The 15,712-nt window shown below is 62.4% G+C and carries 15 protein-coding genes, 1 tRNA gene, 1 pseudogene and 1 CRISPR repeat array (1 of these 18 running past the window's edge); of the genes and pseudogenes, 10 read left to right on the forward strand and 7 right to left on the reverse strand.

Annotated elements, in window-relative coordinates:
• Window positions 1–514: 514 nt before the first annotated feature.
• The 3 genes and pseudogenes from E3374_RS07160 to E3374_RS07170 form a co-directional block, all read right to left on the reverse strand.
• On the reverse strand, window positions 515–973 hold the full coding sequence (locus E3374_RS07160) for a type II toxin-antitoxin system VapC family toxin (RefSeq protein WP_136688399.1): 459 nt from the start codon (window positions 971–973) through the stop codon (window positions 515–517).
• On the reverse strand, window positions 970–1,218 hold the full coding sequence (locus E3374_RS07165; RefSeq protein WP_136688400.1) for a hypothetical protein: 249 nt from the start codon (window positions 1,216–1,218) through the stop codon (window positions 970–972). Before E3374_RS07165 ends, E3374_RS07160 begins: the two co-directional genes overlap by 4 nt.
• A gap of 169 nt (window positions 1,219–1,387) precedes the next feature.
• Window positions 1,388–1,758: pseudogene (locus E3374_RS07170) on the reverse strand (winged helix-turn-helix domain-containing protein).
• A 189-nt stretch (window positions 1,759–1,947) separates the two neighbouring features.
• On the opposite strand from E3374_RS07170, the gene E3374_RS07175 reads away from it, so the two are divergent.
• The 6 genes from E3374_RS07175 to E3374_RS07200 all read left to right on the forward strand — a co-directional run bounded on the left by E3374_RS07175 (window position 1,948) and on the right by E3374_RS07200 (window position 5,892).
• Complete coding sequence (locus E3374_RS07175; RefSeq protein WP_248299410.1) at window positions 1,948–2,610, forward strand: YqjF family protein; 663 nt, start codon at window positions 1,948–1,950, stop codon at window positions 2,608–2,610.
• Window positions 2,611–2,676: 66 nt separating this feature from the next.
• Window positions 2,677–3,354 (forward strand): histidine kinase dimerization/phospho-acceptor domain-containing protein, encoded by a 678-nt coding sequence (locus E3374_RS07180; RefSeq protein ID WP_136688402.1) that lies wholly within the window; start codon window positions 2,677–2,679, stop codon window positions 3,352–3,354.
• Complete coding sequence (locus tag E3374_RS07185) at window positions 3,351–3,698, forward strand: sensor histidine kinase (protein WP_169051799.1); 348 nt, start codon at window positions 3,351–3,353, stop codon at window positions 3,696–3,698. The genes E3374_RS07180 and E3374_RS07185 overlap by 4 nt, the downstream gene beginning before the upstream one ends.
• Before the next feature lie 141 nt (window positions 3,699–3,839).
• Complete coding sequence (locus E3374_RS07190) at window positions 3,840–4,157, forward strand: thiamine-binding protein (RefSeq protein ID WP_136688403.1); 318 nt, start codon at window positions 3,840–3,842, stop codon at window positions 4,155–4,157.
• 57 nt (window positions 4,158–4,214) lie between these two features.
• A complete protein-coding gene (mch, locus tag E3374_RS07195) occupies window positions 4,215–5,147 on the forward strand; it encodes a methenyltetrahydromethanopterin cyclohydrolase (RefSeq protein WP_136688404.1) in 933 nt (310 codons plus the stop codon).
• A gap of 70 nt (window positions 5,148–5,217) precedes the next feature.
• Window positions 5,218–5,892 carry an HAD family hydrolase gene (locus E3374_RS07200; protein ID WP_136688405.1) on the forward strand — a complete coding sequence of 225 codons (675 nt, stop codon included), beginning with the start codon at window positions 5,218–5,220 and terminating at the stop codon, window positions 5,890–5,892.
• On the opposite strand, the gene E3374_RS07205 is transcribed toward E3374_RS07200, so the two are convergent.
• On the reverse strand, window positions 5,893–7,530 hold the full coding sequence (locus E3374_RS07205; RefSeq protein WP_136688406.1) for a GTPBP1 family GTP-binding protein: 1,638 nt from the start codon (window positions 7,528–7,530) through the stop codon (window positions 5,893–5,895).
• 148 nt (window positions 7,531–7,678) lie between these two features.
• Here E3374_RS07205 and E3374_RS07210 point away from each other — a divergent pair, with 148 nt between their 5' ends.
• From E3374_RS07210 to E3374_RS07220, 3 genes are all read left to right on the forward strand, one after another.
• A complete protein-coding gene (locus E3374_RS07210; RefSeq protein ID WP_136688407.1) occupies window positions 7,679–8,020 on the forward strand; it encodes a dihydroneopterin aldolase family protein in 342 nt (113 codons plus the stop codon).
• 72 nt (window positions 8,021–8,092) lie between these two features.
• Window positions 8,093–9,136: a DUF7544 domain-containing protein gene (locus tag E3374_RS07215; RefSeq protein WP_136688408.1), complete on the forward strand. Its 1,044-nt coding sequence runs from the start codon at window positions 8,093–8,095 to the stop codon at window positions 9,134–9,136.
• A gap of 103 nt (window positions 9,137–9,239) precedes the next feature.
• A complete protein-coding gene (locus E3374_RS07220) occupies window positions 9,240–9,653 on the forward strand; it encodes a DUF5790 family protein (RefSeq protein WP_136688409.1) in 414 nt (137 codons plus the stop codon).
• A gap of 31 nt (window positions 9,654–9,684) precedes the next feature.
• Here the strand turns inward: E3374_RS07220 and E3374_RS07225 are convergent, their stop codons facing one another.
• From E3374_RS07225 to E3374_RS07235, 3 genes are read right to left on the reverse strand one after another with little or no spacing between them, the layout of a single operon-like run.
• Complete coding sequence (locus tag E3374_RS07225; RefSeq protein WP_136688410.1) at window positions 9,685–10,413, reverse strand: creatininase family protein; 729 nt, start codon at window positions 10,411–10,413, stop codon at window positions 9,685–9,687.
• A 59-nt stretch (window positions 10,414–10,472) separates the two neighbouring features.
• Entirely contained in the window at window positions 10,473–12,395 is a 1,923-nt protein-coding gene (locus tag E3374_RS07230) for an ABC transporter ATP-binding protein (protein WP_136688411.1), read from the reverse strand.
• A 45-nt stretch (window positions 12,396–12,440) separates the two neighbouring features.
• On the reverse strand, window positions 12,441–12,965 hold the full coding sequence (locus E3374_RS07235) for a DUF192 domain-containing protein (protein ID WP_248299411.1): 525 nt from the start codon (window positions 12,963–12,965) through the stop codon (window positions 12,441–12,443).
• Between the two features lie 84 nt (window positions 12,966–13,049).
• Here E3374_RS07235 and E3374_RS07240 point away from each other — a divergent pair.
• Window positions 13,050–13,124 (forward strand) — tRNA-Val (locus E3374_RS07240).
• A gap of 434 nt (window positions 13,125–13,558) precedes the next feature.
• Window positions 13,559–15,712: a CRISPR direct-repeat array (repeat unit 37 nt; unit sequence GTTTCAATCCCGGTTCGGGTTTTCTGACTCCTGCGAC); it runs 2,026 nt beyond the window's last position.

A 15,712-nucleotide genomic window follows, 5' to 3' on the forward strand; every position in this document is an offset into this window, starting at 1 on the left:
TCGCACTTCTACAATTTCAAACCGCGCGGAGCTATGTCTCCGCGCCATGTTCTGAATTTGCTGTGTGCGTCAACCGAGATTTGAGCACGCCAGTCGCAGGCCCGCGCAGGCGAACGAAGTGAGCAAGCAGGAACGTCTGGCATCTGTTCAAATTCCGATCGACGGAGTCGATCGGCGTTCGCGAACGTGCAGCGTTCGCTCACTCTCGGCCGTCGCACCTTCTCAACATTCCAACTCCCGAGCGACGCGTTTCATCGCGTCGCGATCCAGAATGCTGTGTGGTGCGGATGAGAGATTTGAATGAGAGAAGTCACAGCCCGGAACGGCCCGTAGGGCCGCATGCCCGGACTGTCTTCGCGTAGTTCAAATTCCGATCGACGGAGTCGATCGGCGTTCGCTCACTCCCGAAAGACTCACTTCGTTCCTCTTTCGACGTGTGCTTCGCTTAGCTCAGCACACTCTCGGCCGTCGCACCTTCTCAACATTCCAATACCGCGGAACGTTCCTCCGCACCTCACCGCGGCAGCTGCTCGAATCCGAGCGTTCGGAAGTCACCGTCGTAGGCGAAGACGTGTCCGACGTCCCGCGATTGCATCTGGACGCCGCTGAGCTGGTCGGTGAACGAAATCTCGTGATCGTCGTATCGCTGGAACGCCTGCCGGGCGGCGTCGTACTCCTCTTCGGCTTCGGCGATCACGGAGACGTGGTCCGAATCGAGCGTCCGGTCGAGCGCTGCCGTCGCGAGTTCGTAAGTCCCTTTCGAGAGCAGCAACGTCGCCAACTCGTCGACGACGTACGTACTGGTGTACAACGGTCGATACGGAACCTCGTTCGACCCGACCGCCTGGAGGAACGCCGTCGCTTCCTCGTGTTCGTCAGCCTGTGGGTGAAAGTACGCGAAGAGTCCACTCGTGTCGAGAAACAGCGCCGTTGACCCGTTCGAGGACGGTCGAAAGCGCTCCAGATCAGTCATTCGTAGAGATAGTCGTCGGTTTTCGCCGCGGTGAGCGACGAATCGTCGTCGTCGGCCGGCACGTCCCCGGCGAAGAACGGGTCGTCGGGATCGTGCTTCTCCTGTCGCTTCGAGAACTCGATCGCCGCCAGTCGGAGGACCTCTTTCAGCGGGAGTCCCTCCTGGTCGGCCACTCGGCGAAGTCGTTCGTACTCTTGCTCCGTAAGTTGCGTCTGGACAACTTTCGCATCGGCATCTGTAGACATGGTATTTTTCATGAGTATCTACATGCGGAGTGCATATAGTTCCCTCGGCTCAGGAGTAGAATGGACGAACGAGCGCTGTGGTGTCCAGTAGATGGGCGGGAGTTCGTGATCGATCGATATCGCCGGCTGCGAGTGCTCCCGAGCGAAGCGGTCGCCGACAGAAGTGTGCTCACTCGCTGTACGTTTCCAGCAACTCCCACTCCTCGCGCATGAGTTCACGCACGCCGTGGGTGAGTACGCCCTCGCCGAGCGAGGTCGCCCGATAGCACGAGTACAGCCCCTCGGAATCGGGCTCCTTCCGCTTTCGGTTCTCGACGAGACCGACATCGACGAGTTCGTCCAGGTGGTAGTGGAGCGTGTTCGATTCGACCTCGAGGGCGTCAAGCAACTCCGCCGCGCTCTTCGCACCGCTCTCGACGAGGTAGTTCAGGAGCCGAAACCGGGTCTCGTGCCGGTCGCCCGCTGCATGTCCAGATACTGTTCCAAGGAGAGTAGACTGTGTTCGGACAGCACCGCGTCGGAATTCCCTTCGACCATCATATCTCCTAGTCACCCATCCTCATTGAAATATCAGGGGATGCATCTTCAGCAGGACTCAAATCCATTATCAAAATGCTTCTTCTATGGTAACAGAATCCAGTCTGTAAGTGAACGTTCCCGAACGACAAAGCGCCTGGCACTCGTAGCGAACACATGTTTCCCGGACTGAGTTCGCGCGACGTGCTCAGGATGGAGTGGCGAGACGTATTCTTCATCCACTGGCCGGTCGATCCGGCTGTCGTGGAACCGACCCTTCCCGATAGCCTGGCAGTAGATACCTTCGACGACCGGGCCTGGCTTGGGATCGTCGGCTTCCGGATGGCCGACATCCGGCCACGGTTCGCCCCGCTCGGTCGCTCGTTCCGGGAACTCAATCTCCGGACGTACGTCCGCCACGACGGCGATCCGGGCGTGTACTTCTACACCCTCGACGCCGACGATCGCCTGGGGGTCGCCATTGCCCGGCGACTGTTCGCCCTGCCGTACTACCGGGCGGCAATGACCGTCCGGGACCGTGGCGGGGAAACGCGCTTCCGGAGTGAGCGACGGCATTCCGGGGCTCCACCGGCCACCTTCGATGCCACGATCGACCCGCGAGGCGAGCGCGAATCGGTCGAACCCGGCACGCTCGAAGCGTTTCTGGTCGAGCGATACCGTTTCTTCACCGAGCGGCGGGGATCGATCGCTGTCGGCGAGATCGATCACGAACCATGGCCCCTGCAGGACGCCGACGTGACGATACGGGACAATACGCTGTTCGAGGCTTCTGGATTCGAGACAGCCGGGGAAGACCCACACGTGCGATACAGTCCAGGGATCGACGTGACAGCGGGATGGGTGCGTGACGCCTGAGCGGCGTGCTCGGTAGATTCGGGAACCCCAGATTCAAGACCGAACGTCTTCGAGGCTTGGGACAGCATGAGCACGGATCCGTTCCGGCAGATCGTCGACCACCTCACGGAAGTCATCTGGATGCTTGAGGCGGATCTTGAGTCGGTCGTATACGTGAATCCGGCTTACGAGTCGGTAGTCGGCGTGACGCCAGAGTGTGATCCTGCGGCAGTCATCCATCCTGACAACGAGCGCGAGGCCAGGGAGTGGCTGGCCGAAATCAGGGCAGACATCGCCGACGGGAACCCGAAACGGGAGTACGTCCTGCAGGTGAACGTGGGAGACGGCGAGACCGAACGCTGGCTCGAAACCGTCGGCGTGCCGATCGTCGAGGACGGAGAGATGGTCGGACTCGCGGGGATCTCCTCGGACGTGACCGAGTACGTCGAGCGCGAACGCCAGCTCGAGGAACAGGTCGAACGACTCGACCAGTTCGCCAGCATGGTTTCACACGACCTCCGGAACCCGCTATCCGTGGCACTGAGTCACCTGGAACTGATGCGGGCCGGGAACGAGTCGGCGTCTGTCGAGACAGCCATCGACGCCCTCGAACGTATCGAGACAATCACCGACGAGTTGCTCGACCTCGCACAGGGCAACGGCGAGACCGGCGAGCGCGAGCGTGTCTCGCTGACCGAGGTGAGTCGGGGGCCTGGGACAACATCGACAGCCGCACGGCGACGCTGGACGTCGATCCCGCAGTGACCGCCGACGCCGACCCGGCCAAGCTCCGGACCCTCTTCGAGAACCTCTTCCGCAACGCGGTGGGTCACGGCGGCGACAATGTGACTGTGACGGTCGGCCCCCTCGAGGACGTCGATGGATTCTTCGTGGCGGACGACGGCCCCGGAATCGACCCGAGCGACCACGAGCGGGTGTTTGACCACGGCTACTCGACCGGCTACGGCGGCACCGGGGTTGGCCTCACGATCGTCGAACGGATCGCAACCGCCCACGGCTGGGACATCTCGCTGATCGAGAGCGAGAACGGCGGGGCACGGTTCGAGTTCCGCGACAGGGAGCCGGAGGCCGATCGAACTGGTCCGTAAGTGGGGTTACTTTCGACCGTTCGTGGTAAGCTGAGAGTGACGACATAAAGGCGGCCACACTCTGTTGTCGATCCCGGATCAGGTCGCCAGTGGGGGGACAGAACCGTCGAACATTTACTGGGCGCTGCCCAAGTGACGCTCATGACAGCGTTCGGCTTCCTGACGGTCGCACCGGTCATCGAAGGGAGCATGTCGGGCGAGGTCGCCAAAGCGGTGGCGGCCATCGAAGACCACGATGTCGGCTACGAGACGACGCCGATGGGGACGATCATCGAGGCCGAGGACCCTGCGGATATCTTCGCCGCCGCGGCCGACGCCCACGAGGCGGTCGACGCCGATCGCGTCGAGACGCTGCTAAAGATCGACGACAAGCGAGCCGTCGAGCACGCAGCCGAGGAGAAAGTCGAGTCCGTCGCTGAGGAACTCGGACACGAACCCGAACATGGACTCGAAGAGTGACGGCGTCAGGCGATCCCGCGTAGAATAGGTTTTCAATCCCCCGTTCGAAGCAGAGGCATGGATCAGCTCAACCGGATGGCGACCGAACTCGTCGACGAGGCACTGGACTTCGCCGACGAGTTGGGGATCGCCGAGTATCGACTCGACAACGAGGCGACTGTGCTGGACTTCGGCGTCGAACATTCCGGCGGCGTCGAGGCGGGGTTGATGCTTACCGAGATCCAGACTGCAGGTCTCGCTTCCGTCACCTCGCGGTTGGCGTCGGTCGGCAACGCCTCGATCCCACACGTCGAACTGACGACCGACCATCCGGCGATGGCGCTACTCGCCTCTCAAAAGGGAGGGTGGGAACTCGCCGTCGACGACTTCGAGGGGCTGGGCAGCGGTCCCGCGCGAGCGTTGGTTGCTGAGGAAGACATTTTCGACCGACTGGGCTACGCCGAGGCGTTCGACTTCGCGGTCCTCACCGTCGAGTCCGATTCGCTGCCGACCGATGCGGCGACCGTGCAAGTCGCTGATCTGGCTGGCGTCGGCGAGAGTGGGGTCTTCCTGCCAGCCTACGCGACGGCGTCGATCACGGGCAGCGTCTCGGCCGCGGCGAGGGCCGGCGAACTCGCGACCTACCGACTGTTCGAGTTGGGCTACGATCCGGCCGATATCCACTCGGTTTCAGGGAGCGCTCCCGTCGCGCCGGTCGCCGGAAGCGAGACGGCGGCGATGGCCCGAACGAACGACGCCGTCGCCTATGGCGGTGAGGTCCACCTGACCGTCGAATCGGCGTTCGACCGCTTCGAAGAGTTGCCCTCGACGGCCAGCGAGGAGTACGACCAGCCCTTCGCCGCTATCTTCGAGGATGCTGACTGGGATTTCGAGGAACTACCGGCGGATGTCTTCGGCCCCGCGAAGATCACTGTCGACGTGATCGGCGGGGAGACGACGGTCTACGGCGAGACGAACGAGGATCTGCTCGTCGAGAGCTTCGAGCTGTAGCGTTCGATCCTCCGCTGTGTGGCACTCACATCCGGAGTGGTTTTCAGTCGGCCCCCCGTCGAAACACTCGATGACAGCTGTCGATGCCGTGCTGTTCGATCTCGACGACACTCTCTGTGAGTATCGGCGACCCGCCGGGGACGTACTCGGAGCCGCTTTCGCGCAGGTAGGCGTCGAGCCGTGCTTCACGGTCGAGGATTATTACCGACGATTCGGGGAGTTCGTCCGACCTGGCGACGATATCCGGGACGTGCGACGGCGGTGTTTCAGCACGCTCATCGAAGAATCGGGGCTGGATGTCGACCTGGGCCGAGCGATCGCCGAGGCCTACGAGAGCGAGCGCGACCAGACGAACGTCCGCTTTCTCCCGGGAGCGGAGGCCGCCTTCGAGCGGATGATCGACCACTATCATGTCGGCATCGTCACCAACGGCGATCCGTGGATGCAGTCCCAGAAACTCGCCGGTCTGGGTCTCGACGACCGGGTAGAGACGGTCGTCCACGGCGGCCACGACGCGCCGTACAAGCCCGATCCAGAACCGTTCGACGAAGCCCTCGACGCGCTCGGCGTCGGCCACGAACGAGCAGTCCACGTGGGGAACTCCCTGGAATCAGACGTCGCTGGCGCACACAATGCCGGCGTCCGGTCGGTGTGGCTCAAGGGAGACAGCGAGATCGATCCGGATCCAGTCCCCGATTATCGGGTTGAGTCGATGCACGACGTCGCCGAGGAACCCTGGACCTGATCACTCCACACCCGTTACGTCCGTCACTGTCCCGACGCCTTTCGACCGCCCTTCCCGGAAGACGAATCGTTGCCCTTCCTCGACGAGATACGGTCGAAATTTGAAACGAACGCGCGTACGGCCACTGTCGCCCGGCAGGAGTTGCCCCCCCTCGGGGTAGAAGGCGGCGGCCTCGCTGATCGTCTCCAAGTGAACCACCGGTTCGTATCCATCGCCGATCCGCGTCGGGTGGTTGAGCACCATCACCTCGGCCTCGAATTCCCGGACTGGGCGGGGATCAGCCTCCCGCGGGAGGAGGACCATCCCGCGCTCGACCTCGGGTTCCTCGACGCCTTTCAGCGCGATGCCGACGATCCGGCCCGCACGCGCCTTCTCAACGCGGTGGTAGTGCATCTCGATGGAACGCGCTTTGACCTCGCGGAATCGGCCGTCGGCCATCGGCCCGAGCAGCAGTTCGTCGCCGGCCTCGACGCGGCCGGCGTTGATCGTCCCCGAGGCGACCGCGCCAACTCCAGTGACGTTGTAGGATCGGTCGACGTACATCCGGAACTGGGCGGTCTCGTCGCCACCGGTCTTGGGCAGGCGCTCGAAGAGCTCGTCCAGAACGTCGAGACCTTCCGACGTCACCGCGCTCGTGGTCACCACCGGAACGACTGTTTCGGAGATCTCCTCGACCGCTGCATCGAGACCGTGGCGGTCCACCCGCAGCGGAGTCTTCTCGACGTCCCGCAGGAGGCGCTCGACCTCGCGTTCGACCTCTACGACGCGCTCCTCATCGACGAGATCGGCCTTCGTGATGGCGACGATAGTCGGGAGTTCCGTCGCCAGCAGGATCCCGAGGTGTTCGCGGGTCGTCTTGGTCGGTCCGTCGTCGGCGGCGACGGTCAACAGTCCGTAATCGAGTTTCTGGCCGACGAGCCCCCGGATCGTCGTCCGGAGCCAGGGCTCGTGTCCGACCGTGTCGACGAAACTGACAAGCCGATCGGCTTCCTCGACGACGCGAGCGCGGTCAGTCTTGCGATCCGGGTTGTCCATCCTGACCGGGCCATCGTCGTCGAACCCATAGACGCCATAGGAGAGGTCCGCCGACAGGCCACGCTCGACCTCGTGTGGGCGGACGTCGAGGAACGATCGCGTTCCGCCCTCACCATCGTCGGCCTGGCCCGTCACGAGCGATCCCACCAGCGTGGACTTGCCGTGGTCGACGTGGCCGGCCGTCCCGACGACGATGTGTTCGTCGTCTTCCATCACTGCGCCTTCCCGGATCGTCGCGACGCCGACGATCCCGCGTTCGCCGGCCTCACCACGGACGGCGTTGCCGTCGCCGTCGACGCCCCACGTTTCGACATCCTCGATGTGAGCGCCAGCCTCATCGGCCAGAAGCGAGAGGACGTCCATCGACTCCGAGAAGGCGTCGGGTTCCAGGCCCGCGATCCCGCCGTCGTCGGTGACGCCGACGACGTAGGTGGCCTCACCCTCGCCGCTGAGGACGCGGTGGCGTAACTGGGCAGCCAGACTCTCCAGTCGGCCGTCGGTAAGGTGGATCTCGCGGGTGAGTCGTTCCTTGAACTCGACGCTGCCGCCCTCCCGCTCGCCGCGCTCGATCGCGCGCTCGAGGACGGCCCGGTCGGGGTTCATGCGGGTCGCTAACGGGGGTGCCACCAAAAACCTTCGCCGGTATTGAGTCTGTACCGGTCAGTATCGACCGGTTGAGAGACGTTGACAATCGCATCCGAAGCGTGACCCGACAGCGAAGGGTTTTGCCAGGTGCCCTCTCAAAGCCAGTATGGCACCGACCGACGCCCAGCAGGCGTGTTTCGAACTCGGAATCAAGTTCGGATCACTGTACCATCAGTTCGCCGGCACGCCGATCAGCCCGGAAAGCGCGCCCGATTTCGCCGCCGCGATCGAGAGCGCGATCGAGAATCAGCCCCACTGTCGGGACGTGACTGTCGAGATGAAGACCGAGGCGATCCGGGGAGCGATCGATGCCGACGTAGGGTACACGGAGTTTACCGGCGAGTTCGCCGACGTGGAGATCGTCGTCGCCTACGAGGGGATCGAGGCGACCGCTATCATGGAGATGACCGACGGGTATCCGCGGATGCGGCTGGTCTCGGTGGCGTGAGCGGTCCGCACCCCGCTTCAGGGCGTGAAGTCGGGCAACAACGCTAAGACGACTCCGGGTGGAACGGACGGTATGAGCCTCTACGCGGTCGAACGAATCGACGACGCCGTGGACATGACACGGTCGTTTCTCACCCCCATCGACGCAGGGCGTTGGGGAAGACTGGCAGTGATCGTCGCGTTCCTGCTCGGTGGTACGGGCGGTGGGGGTGGAGCCGCATCGAGCGTGACGAACGCTCCCACGACTGCCGGATCGATGCCGGAGAGTGGACTCCCCGAGTTCTCCGTCGAGTTCCCGGAACTCTCCTCGACGGCGGTCGCGGCAGTCCTCGGCGTGATCGCGTTGCTGATACTGGTCGGGTTGATCGTCGCCGGGATCGGCGCCGTCATGGAGTTCGTCTTCGTCGAGTCGCTCTCGACGGCCGAGGTCCACGTCCGGCGGTACTTCCGTCGCCACGCCGGGAAGGGACTGCGGCTGTTCGCCTTCCGGTTCGTTCTCGGACTCGGGACACTGGCCGTCCTTGGTGGAGCCACCCTGTTGCTGTTCGGGGACGTCTTTGCGGGTCTGCTCGCCGGTGACGTCGTCATGCCGTCGGCGAGTCGCCTCGTCGTCGGCGCACTCGTCCTGGTTCCGCTCGGACTCGTCGTCGGGATCGCCGTGGCGCTGGTCAACGGATTCACGACGGAGTTCGTCGTCCCGATCATGCTCCGTGAGGACCGCGGTGTCCTCGCAGGGTGGCAACGCTTCTGGCCGACGTTGGTGGGCCAGTGGAAGCAGTACGGGACGTACGTGGTGGTCGCGTTCGGCCTCCACATCGTCACCGAGATCGCCGGGAGCATCGTCCTCGGGATCGCCGCCGTCGCACTGGCGATCCCGTTCCTGATCGTCGCGGTGCCCGTCGGCTTCGGGATGGTCGGCGGCGGGACGATAACGGCCGGGACGATCGTCCTGCTGGCCACGCTACTGGCGCTGTATCTGCTCGTTCTGTTCGTGGCGGCGGCCGTGATCTACGTTCCGATCAAGGTCTTTCACCGCCAGTTCGCCCTGCTGGTCCTGGGGGACACCAACGCCGAGTTCGACGTGCTTGGCGATCGTCGGTCGTCACTGTCGGCGTGAGGACACCCACCACTCCCGTCGCGTGTCCGAGCGCCGCCGACCGAGCTCGTTTACTTTCAGTTTCGGGCAACCTTTTAACCCGAGTGCGATTGAATTTCCGCTCATGAGTCAGGCAACACTCGACGACGAGGATCTCTTCGGGGAAGCGGCCAGCGAGATGCGCGAAGACGTCGAGGAACACCTCGATGCGACCCGAGCGGCACTGCCCGACGTGGACGCCATCTGGGCGGTCGAGGCCGACAACACGCTTGGTGTGCTCAACGCTCTGCGGTCGGGGCTGGACCCGGATGACGCCGAAGAACACCTCCGGGACGCCAAAAAGTGGTATACGATGGGCGAACGCGCCGACGCCTTCGAGGACGCCGGGGATCTGGAGAACGAGATCGAGGAACTCGAAGGCATCGTCACGGACCTGACCGAGGCCCGCGAGGAGGTGGGCGAGTTGACGAGTACGATCCCGGAACTCAAAAGCGCCCTCGAGTCGGCCGCCGAAGCCAACGACGCGGACGACGAGTAAGCTCGCACCCGGCAGGACGGTCCGCTCGTCCTCACTCCTCGTGACGATCACGTTCGGCGACGCGTTCGAGGAGGGTCGCCAATGCGTCGGCGGCCTCGGCGAGCAACCGCTCGCCCAGTTCCCCGTTGCCATCGGCCGGATCTCCCACGACCCCGTTCGGCGCGAACTCGTCGGTGTCGTAGGCGAGATTGACGCTTCCCTCCCACTCGCCCCAGCGGTCGGCGGCCCCCTCGCCACCCCTCTCCTTGCTATCATTGTCGATCAGTTCCGGAGTGACGTGTTCGAGCAGTGCTGTCTCGACGGGTCCCGCGTGGCCCATCTCGATCCCGTCGGGATCGACGGCCTCGAACCAGGTGAAGGGGACGACGTAGGCGTCGCCGCCTCTTGAGATGCGGGCGCAGACTTCTCTGAGCGCGGCAGTATTACCGCCGTGACCGTTGACAACCACGATCCGGTCGAAGCCGTGGTGGGCCAGCGCCTCGATCGTCTCGCGGACGTACGCCCGGAAGGTGTCCTCGCTGACCCACAGTGAACCCGGGAACGCGCGATGTTCCGCGGAGACGCCCACGTCGATGGACGGGGCGATGACGACCTCGCGATCGGTGGCGTCGACACCCGCGTGGGCGACTGCCTCCGCGGCGATCGCGTCGGTACCCAGGGGGGCGTGTGGACCGTGCTGTTCGGTGGATCCGACCGGAAGGAGCGCGAGGGGCGTCTCGAACGCCTCGACATCGGTCCAGGTGGCTTCGGAGAGCTTCATGTCTCACTCGGGAATCCCCTGGCGCAAAACGTTTCCGCGAACGTCGGCGCCCGATCGCGTTAGTCGTCGGCTTCGGTCTCGGTCTGTGCACGTCGCCGGGCTGCTCGTTCGATGAACTCCTGAGGGAGTTCGTCGATCTCGCCGGCCTGGACCGCCCAGAGTTTGGCGTAGAGACCGTCCTCGGCGAGCAGATCTGCATGAGTGCCCCACTCGACGATCCGGCCGTCCTCGATGACGACGATCTTCTCGGCGTCCTTGATGGTCGAAAGACGGTGAGCGATCGCGAACGTGGTCCGGTCGGCTGTGAGTTCGTTCAGCGAGCGCTGGATCAGCATCTCCGTTTCCGTGTCGACGTCGGAAGTCGCTTCGTCCAGTACGAGGATGTCGGGATCTTTGAGGATCGCACGGGCCAGAGCGATCCGCTGACGCTGGCCGCCCGAGAGCTTGACTCCGCGTTCGCCGACCTTCGTGTCGTAACCCTCGGGCAGGTTCTGGATGAACCGGTGGGCTTCAGCCATCTTCGCGGCCTCGACGATCTCCGCCTTCTCGACGTCGAAGGTGCCGTACTCGATGTTCTCCCGGACGGTCCCGTAGAACAGGAACGTCTCCTGGCTGACGTAGCCCATCGCCTGCCGGAGGCTCGGGATTGTCGCCTCGCGAAGGTCCGTCCCGTCGACCTCGATCGCACCGTCGTCGACATCGTACATCCGCAAGAGGAGTTTCATGACCGTCGATTTGCCCGCGCCGGTTGGCCCCACGAGGGCCACGGTGTCGCCGCCTTCCACCTCGAAAGAGATGTCTTCGACGATAGCTTCTTCGTCATCGTAGCCAAACGTCACGTCGTCGAATTCGACGTGGCCGTCGGTGACTTCCAGCGGTTCGGCGTCGGGATCCTCGACGATCCGGCTCGGCGTGTCCATCAGCCCGAAGATACGCTCGCTTGAGGCGTAGGCGCGCTGATACATGTTGATTATCTGTCCAAATTGGGCCATCGGCCAGATGAACCGCTGGGTATAGAGGATAAAGGCGACGAACTGGCCGGCCCGTAGCGACCCCGACAGTGGGCCAAGCGGTTCGCCAAGCACCCACAAGCCCCCGACGATGAACGTCAGGACGAACCCGAGCCCGGAGATCAGCCGGAGACCCGGGAAGAACTTGATCCGCGTCCCGATAGCGTCCCAGTTTGCGTCGAAGTAATCGCTGGAGACGTCATCGACACGGTCGGACTCGAAGCTCTCGGTGTTGGCGGCCTTGATGACCTGGATACCGCCGAGATTGTTCTCAAGACGGGAATTGAGTTGCCCTACTGAGGAGCGGACCTCTGCGTACTTGGGCTGGATGATCTCGATGAATTTCTTCGTGAAAAAAGCGATGACTGGGACCGGAACCAGGGCGATCAGTGCGAGTTGCCAGTTCATCGAGAAGAGAATGACAGCGATGCCGATCACCATGATGGCGAGTCGGAAGAAGGAGTTCATGCCGTCGTTGAGAAAGCGTTCGAGGCGGTTGACGTCGTTCGAGAGGATGCTCATGAGTTCGCCGGTCTGCTTGTCGGCGAAAAAGTCCATGTTCAGCCGCTGCATCTTGTCGTAAGTGTCCGTTCGGACGTTGTGCTGGATGTTCTGAGAGAAGGTGTTCCAGCCCCAGTTGCGCGTCCAGTGGAAGACAGCGCCGATCAGAAAGGCCGCGGCGATGATACCCACCGTGAGCCACATCTGGGCGACCTGCCCGTCGGGGAGCCAAACATCGGGGACCAGCCAGAGGCTGTAATCTTGCTTGCCGAAGATGGCGTCGATGGCGACGGCAAGCAGGAGCGGCGGTAACAGATCGAGAATTCGGGCGACGACGCTACTGACGAACCCGATTGCGAAAGGGAACCGATACTTCCAGCCGTAGGTCCGAAAGAGCCGGGCCATCGGGCGATCGACGCGCTCGCGGACGTCCTCGAACACGTCGTCGTCCTCAAGATCGGAAACGCCCATCGAAACGCACGACGGGCCTGCAGTTGAAAAGGCCGTCGCACCCCCTCAATCGTGGACGGACTGGGGAATCGAAACGCGATCGCCGACGCCGATGCCGGTCTCGTTCGTCCAGCCGTAGGGCACTTCGAGGACGTACCGGCCCTGTCCCCGGTACCCCTGGTTCGGGTTATCGGCATTCTCGGCGAGGGGAGCGTGGTGGACTGTCGTGATCTGCCCGTCGGCATCGATGAAGATGATGTCGAGCGGGAACGACATGTTGCGGTCGTCATCGTCGGGCATCACGTAGGCGTAAGTCCCCGTATTTTCGTGGACGAACAGCATCCCTTCGCCATCTTCGAGGGTGTCGGTTTCGCTGAGTCCGACCCAGCGTTCGTGTTCGGTGTCGGCGATCCGGACGTCGACAGTGGCGAGCGTGGTGTCGTTCTCGTCGTGGATGGTGACGGTGGCTTCGCCGTACTGTAATGGCGAGAACAGTCCGGCGAGTGGCCCGCCCGGACTGGAGAGGACGAGAATCGCCGCCAGAATGAGTAGTCCGACGGCGGCGAGGTTGAAGAGGTGACGGGGGGACACGTCCGGGTACACGGGTGGCGACGGTGAAAGCGTTCGGGTGAGAAAGTAAGGGTTATTCCGTCCGGTAGGGAAGGTGGATGTGGCGGGTCCGTGGTCTAGGTTGGTTATGACGTGGCCTTTACAAGGCCGAGGTCGGTGGTTCAAATCCGCCCGGACCCACTGAGTTTTCGCGGCGCTCACTTACGAGCGCCGCGTATGCGAAGCGGCGGGTGGATTTGAAGCGAGGAGCGAGAGGTGAGCGAGCGTAGTGATCGAACGGGAGCGACTGTGGTTCAAATCCGCCCGGACCCACTCACCTTCTGCACGATTCGTAATTACGCCGTTTTCGTGGCGTTCAATGCTTATTATCGGTGATTGGGTCGTTCCTTCGCCGGTCAAATCGGGGGTCTCGACGGACGAATCCGTTCAGTCCGTGAACGGGTTCGGCTTCCTGAGGGGGGTTCCAGCCAGATAATGTGGAGAAGTGCTAATCAAAGTATTGGAAAGAACTAGTCAGATCCATACGCCAGATAGCAAGCAACATTAATTCCAGTCTGGGTTTTCTCCCTGCTCCGACGGTCGTCTACGACAACAGTAGAGGCTCGATCGTCATCGTTTCAATCCCGGTTCGGGTTTTCTGACTCCTGCGACCATCTGGACCGACCCCGTCCTCGCACTGACCCGCTTGTTTCAATCCCGGTTCGGGTTTTCTGACTCCTGCGACCGGACCAAAACCCTGGTTCAGATGCCGTCACAGTCTGTTTCAATCCCGGTTCGGGTTTTCTGACTCCTGCGACCCGACTTAGAAGCGGGGACGGGGGTCGTCTTCAAGTTTCAATCCCGGTTCGGGTTTTCTGACTCCTGCGACGACTGGATTTGGAACGTCAGTCAGCCGTTGCATCGGGTTTCAATCCCGGTTCGGGTTTTCTGACTCCTGCGACGAGAAGAAGGGACTGAGACTAGAGACATCGAGGACTTGGTTTCAATCCCGGTTCGGGTTTTCTGACTCCTGCGACCCGGTCGCGAGGATCCCGAGGCCGAACAGAGTTAGTTTCAATCCCGGTTCGGGTTTTCTGACTCCTGCGACCCTCCAGGTCGAAGTCGTCGGGCCGGATCTCCAGCTGTTTCAATCCCGGTTCGGGTTTTCTGACTCCTGCGACAGTAGCCGGTTGGCCCGACTTTCGTCAGCTCGCCGAGTTTCAATCCCGGTTCGGGTTTTCTGACTCCTGCGACCCTCGACGCTTTGGGGTGTGGTGAGCATCACGGCGTTTCAATCCCGGTTCGGGTTTTCTGACTCCTGCGACGATCGAGTACGCGTCGACGACGATCTCGGGCAAGTTTCAATCCCGGTTCGGGTTTTCTGACTCCTGCGACAGGTGACGATCGGATTTGGCGACGCCGAGGCGATCGAGTTTCAATCCCGGTTCGGGTTTTCTGACTCCTGCGACCGTCGACGGTCTTGTTCACCAACGGCACGGTCACGTGTTTCAATCCCGGTTCGGGTTTTCTGACTCCTGCGACGACGCTGGTTTTCATGAGGTCCTGCCAGCGGACGTGTTTCAATCCCGGTTCGGGTTTTCTGACTCCTGCGACTGATTGCCTGCTCTCGCTCGATATCCCGGCACTTCCGTTTCAATCCCGGTTCGGGTTTTCTGACTCCTGCGACCGTACCACACCCGTTCACTATCGTCCACGGTCTGCCGTTTCAATCCCGGTTCGGGTTTTCTGACTCCTGCGACGGGGACAAAGCAGCGACAGGAACCAAGACGTACCGGTTTCAATCCCGGTTCGGGTTTTCTGACTCCTGCGACCCGCTGACTCACCAGCGACGCGGTGCGCCACTCACCTGTTTCAATCCCGGTTCGGGTTTTCTGACTCCTGCGACGACCGCGGGCTGGCCGACAGAACGGACGGCAGCGGGTTTCAATCCCGGTTCGGGTTTTCTGACTCCTGCGACCCATGTCTAACTGAATATCCGCTCTAAGAGACTGGTTTCAATCCCGGTTCGGGTTTTCTGACTCCTGCGACAAGACGGCCGACGGCGCTCAGACGCCGTCGACCAGTTTCAATCCCGGTTCGGGTTTTCTGACTCCTGCGACAGGAGGGATCGGAGAACTCCCACGAATGTCTTCCCGTTTCAATCCCGGTTCGGGTTTTCTGACTCCTGCGACGGGTAAACGTCGTCGACGGCGAGCTCCTCGGCGGCCTGTTTCAATCCCGGTTCGGGTTTTCTGACTCCTGCGACTCGACATCGCAGGCTACAGCGACGTCGCGCTCTACAGGTTTCAATCCCGGTTCGGGTTTTCTGACTCCTGCGACGCGTGGATGATACCGGCCAGCAGCAGCAGGTCGACGTTTCAATCCCGGTTCGGGTTTTCTGACTCCTGCGACGGTGTTTGTGGGTCGGACGATCCGCCCGGGCTTGTTTCAATCCCGGTTCGGGTTTTCTGACTCCTGCGACAGGACGAGCCACTGTCGCTCGGTCTCGTTGACCGTGTTTCAATCCCGGTTCGGGTTTTCTGACTCCTGCGACCGCCGAGACGCTCTCCCTCCTCGAGGTCCCCACCCAGTTTCAATCCCGGTTCGGGTTTTCTGACTCCTGCGACGCGAGAACTACGAACGGGGGGCTGACGCCAACGTCGAGTTTCAATCCCGGTTCGGGTTTTCTGACTCCTGCGACACGAGTCGAAGACGTCCATCGCCAAGCGGCTGACTGTTTCAATCCCGGTTCGGGTTTTCTGACTCCTGCGACAGCGTGACGTTCGTGT

The organism is Halorhabdus amylolytica (genome assembly GCF_004944975.1).
In the GTDB taxonomy this organism is placed as follows: Archaea; Halobacteriota; Halobacteria; order Halobacteriales; family Haloarculaceae; genus Halorhabdus; species Halorhabdus amylolytica.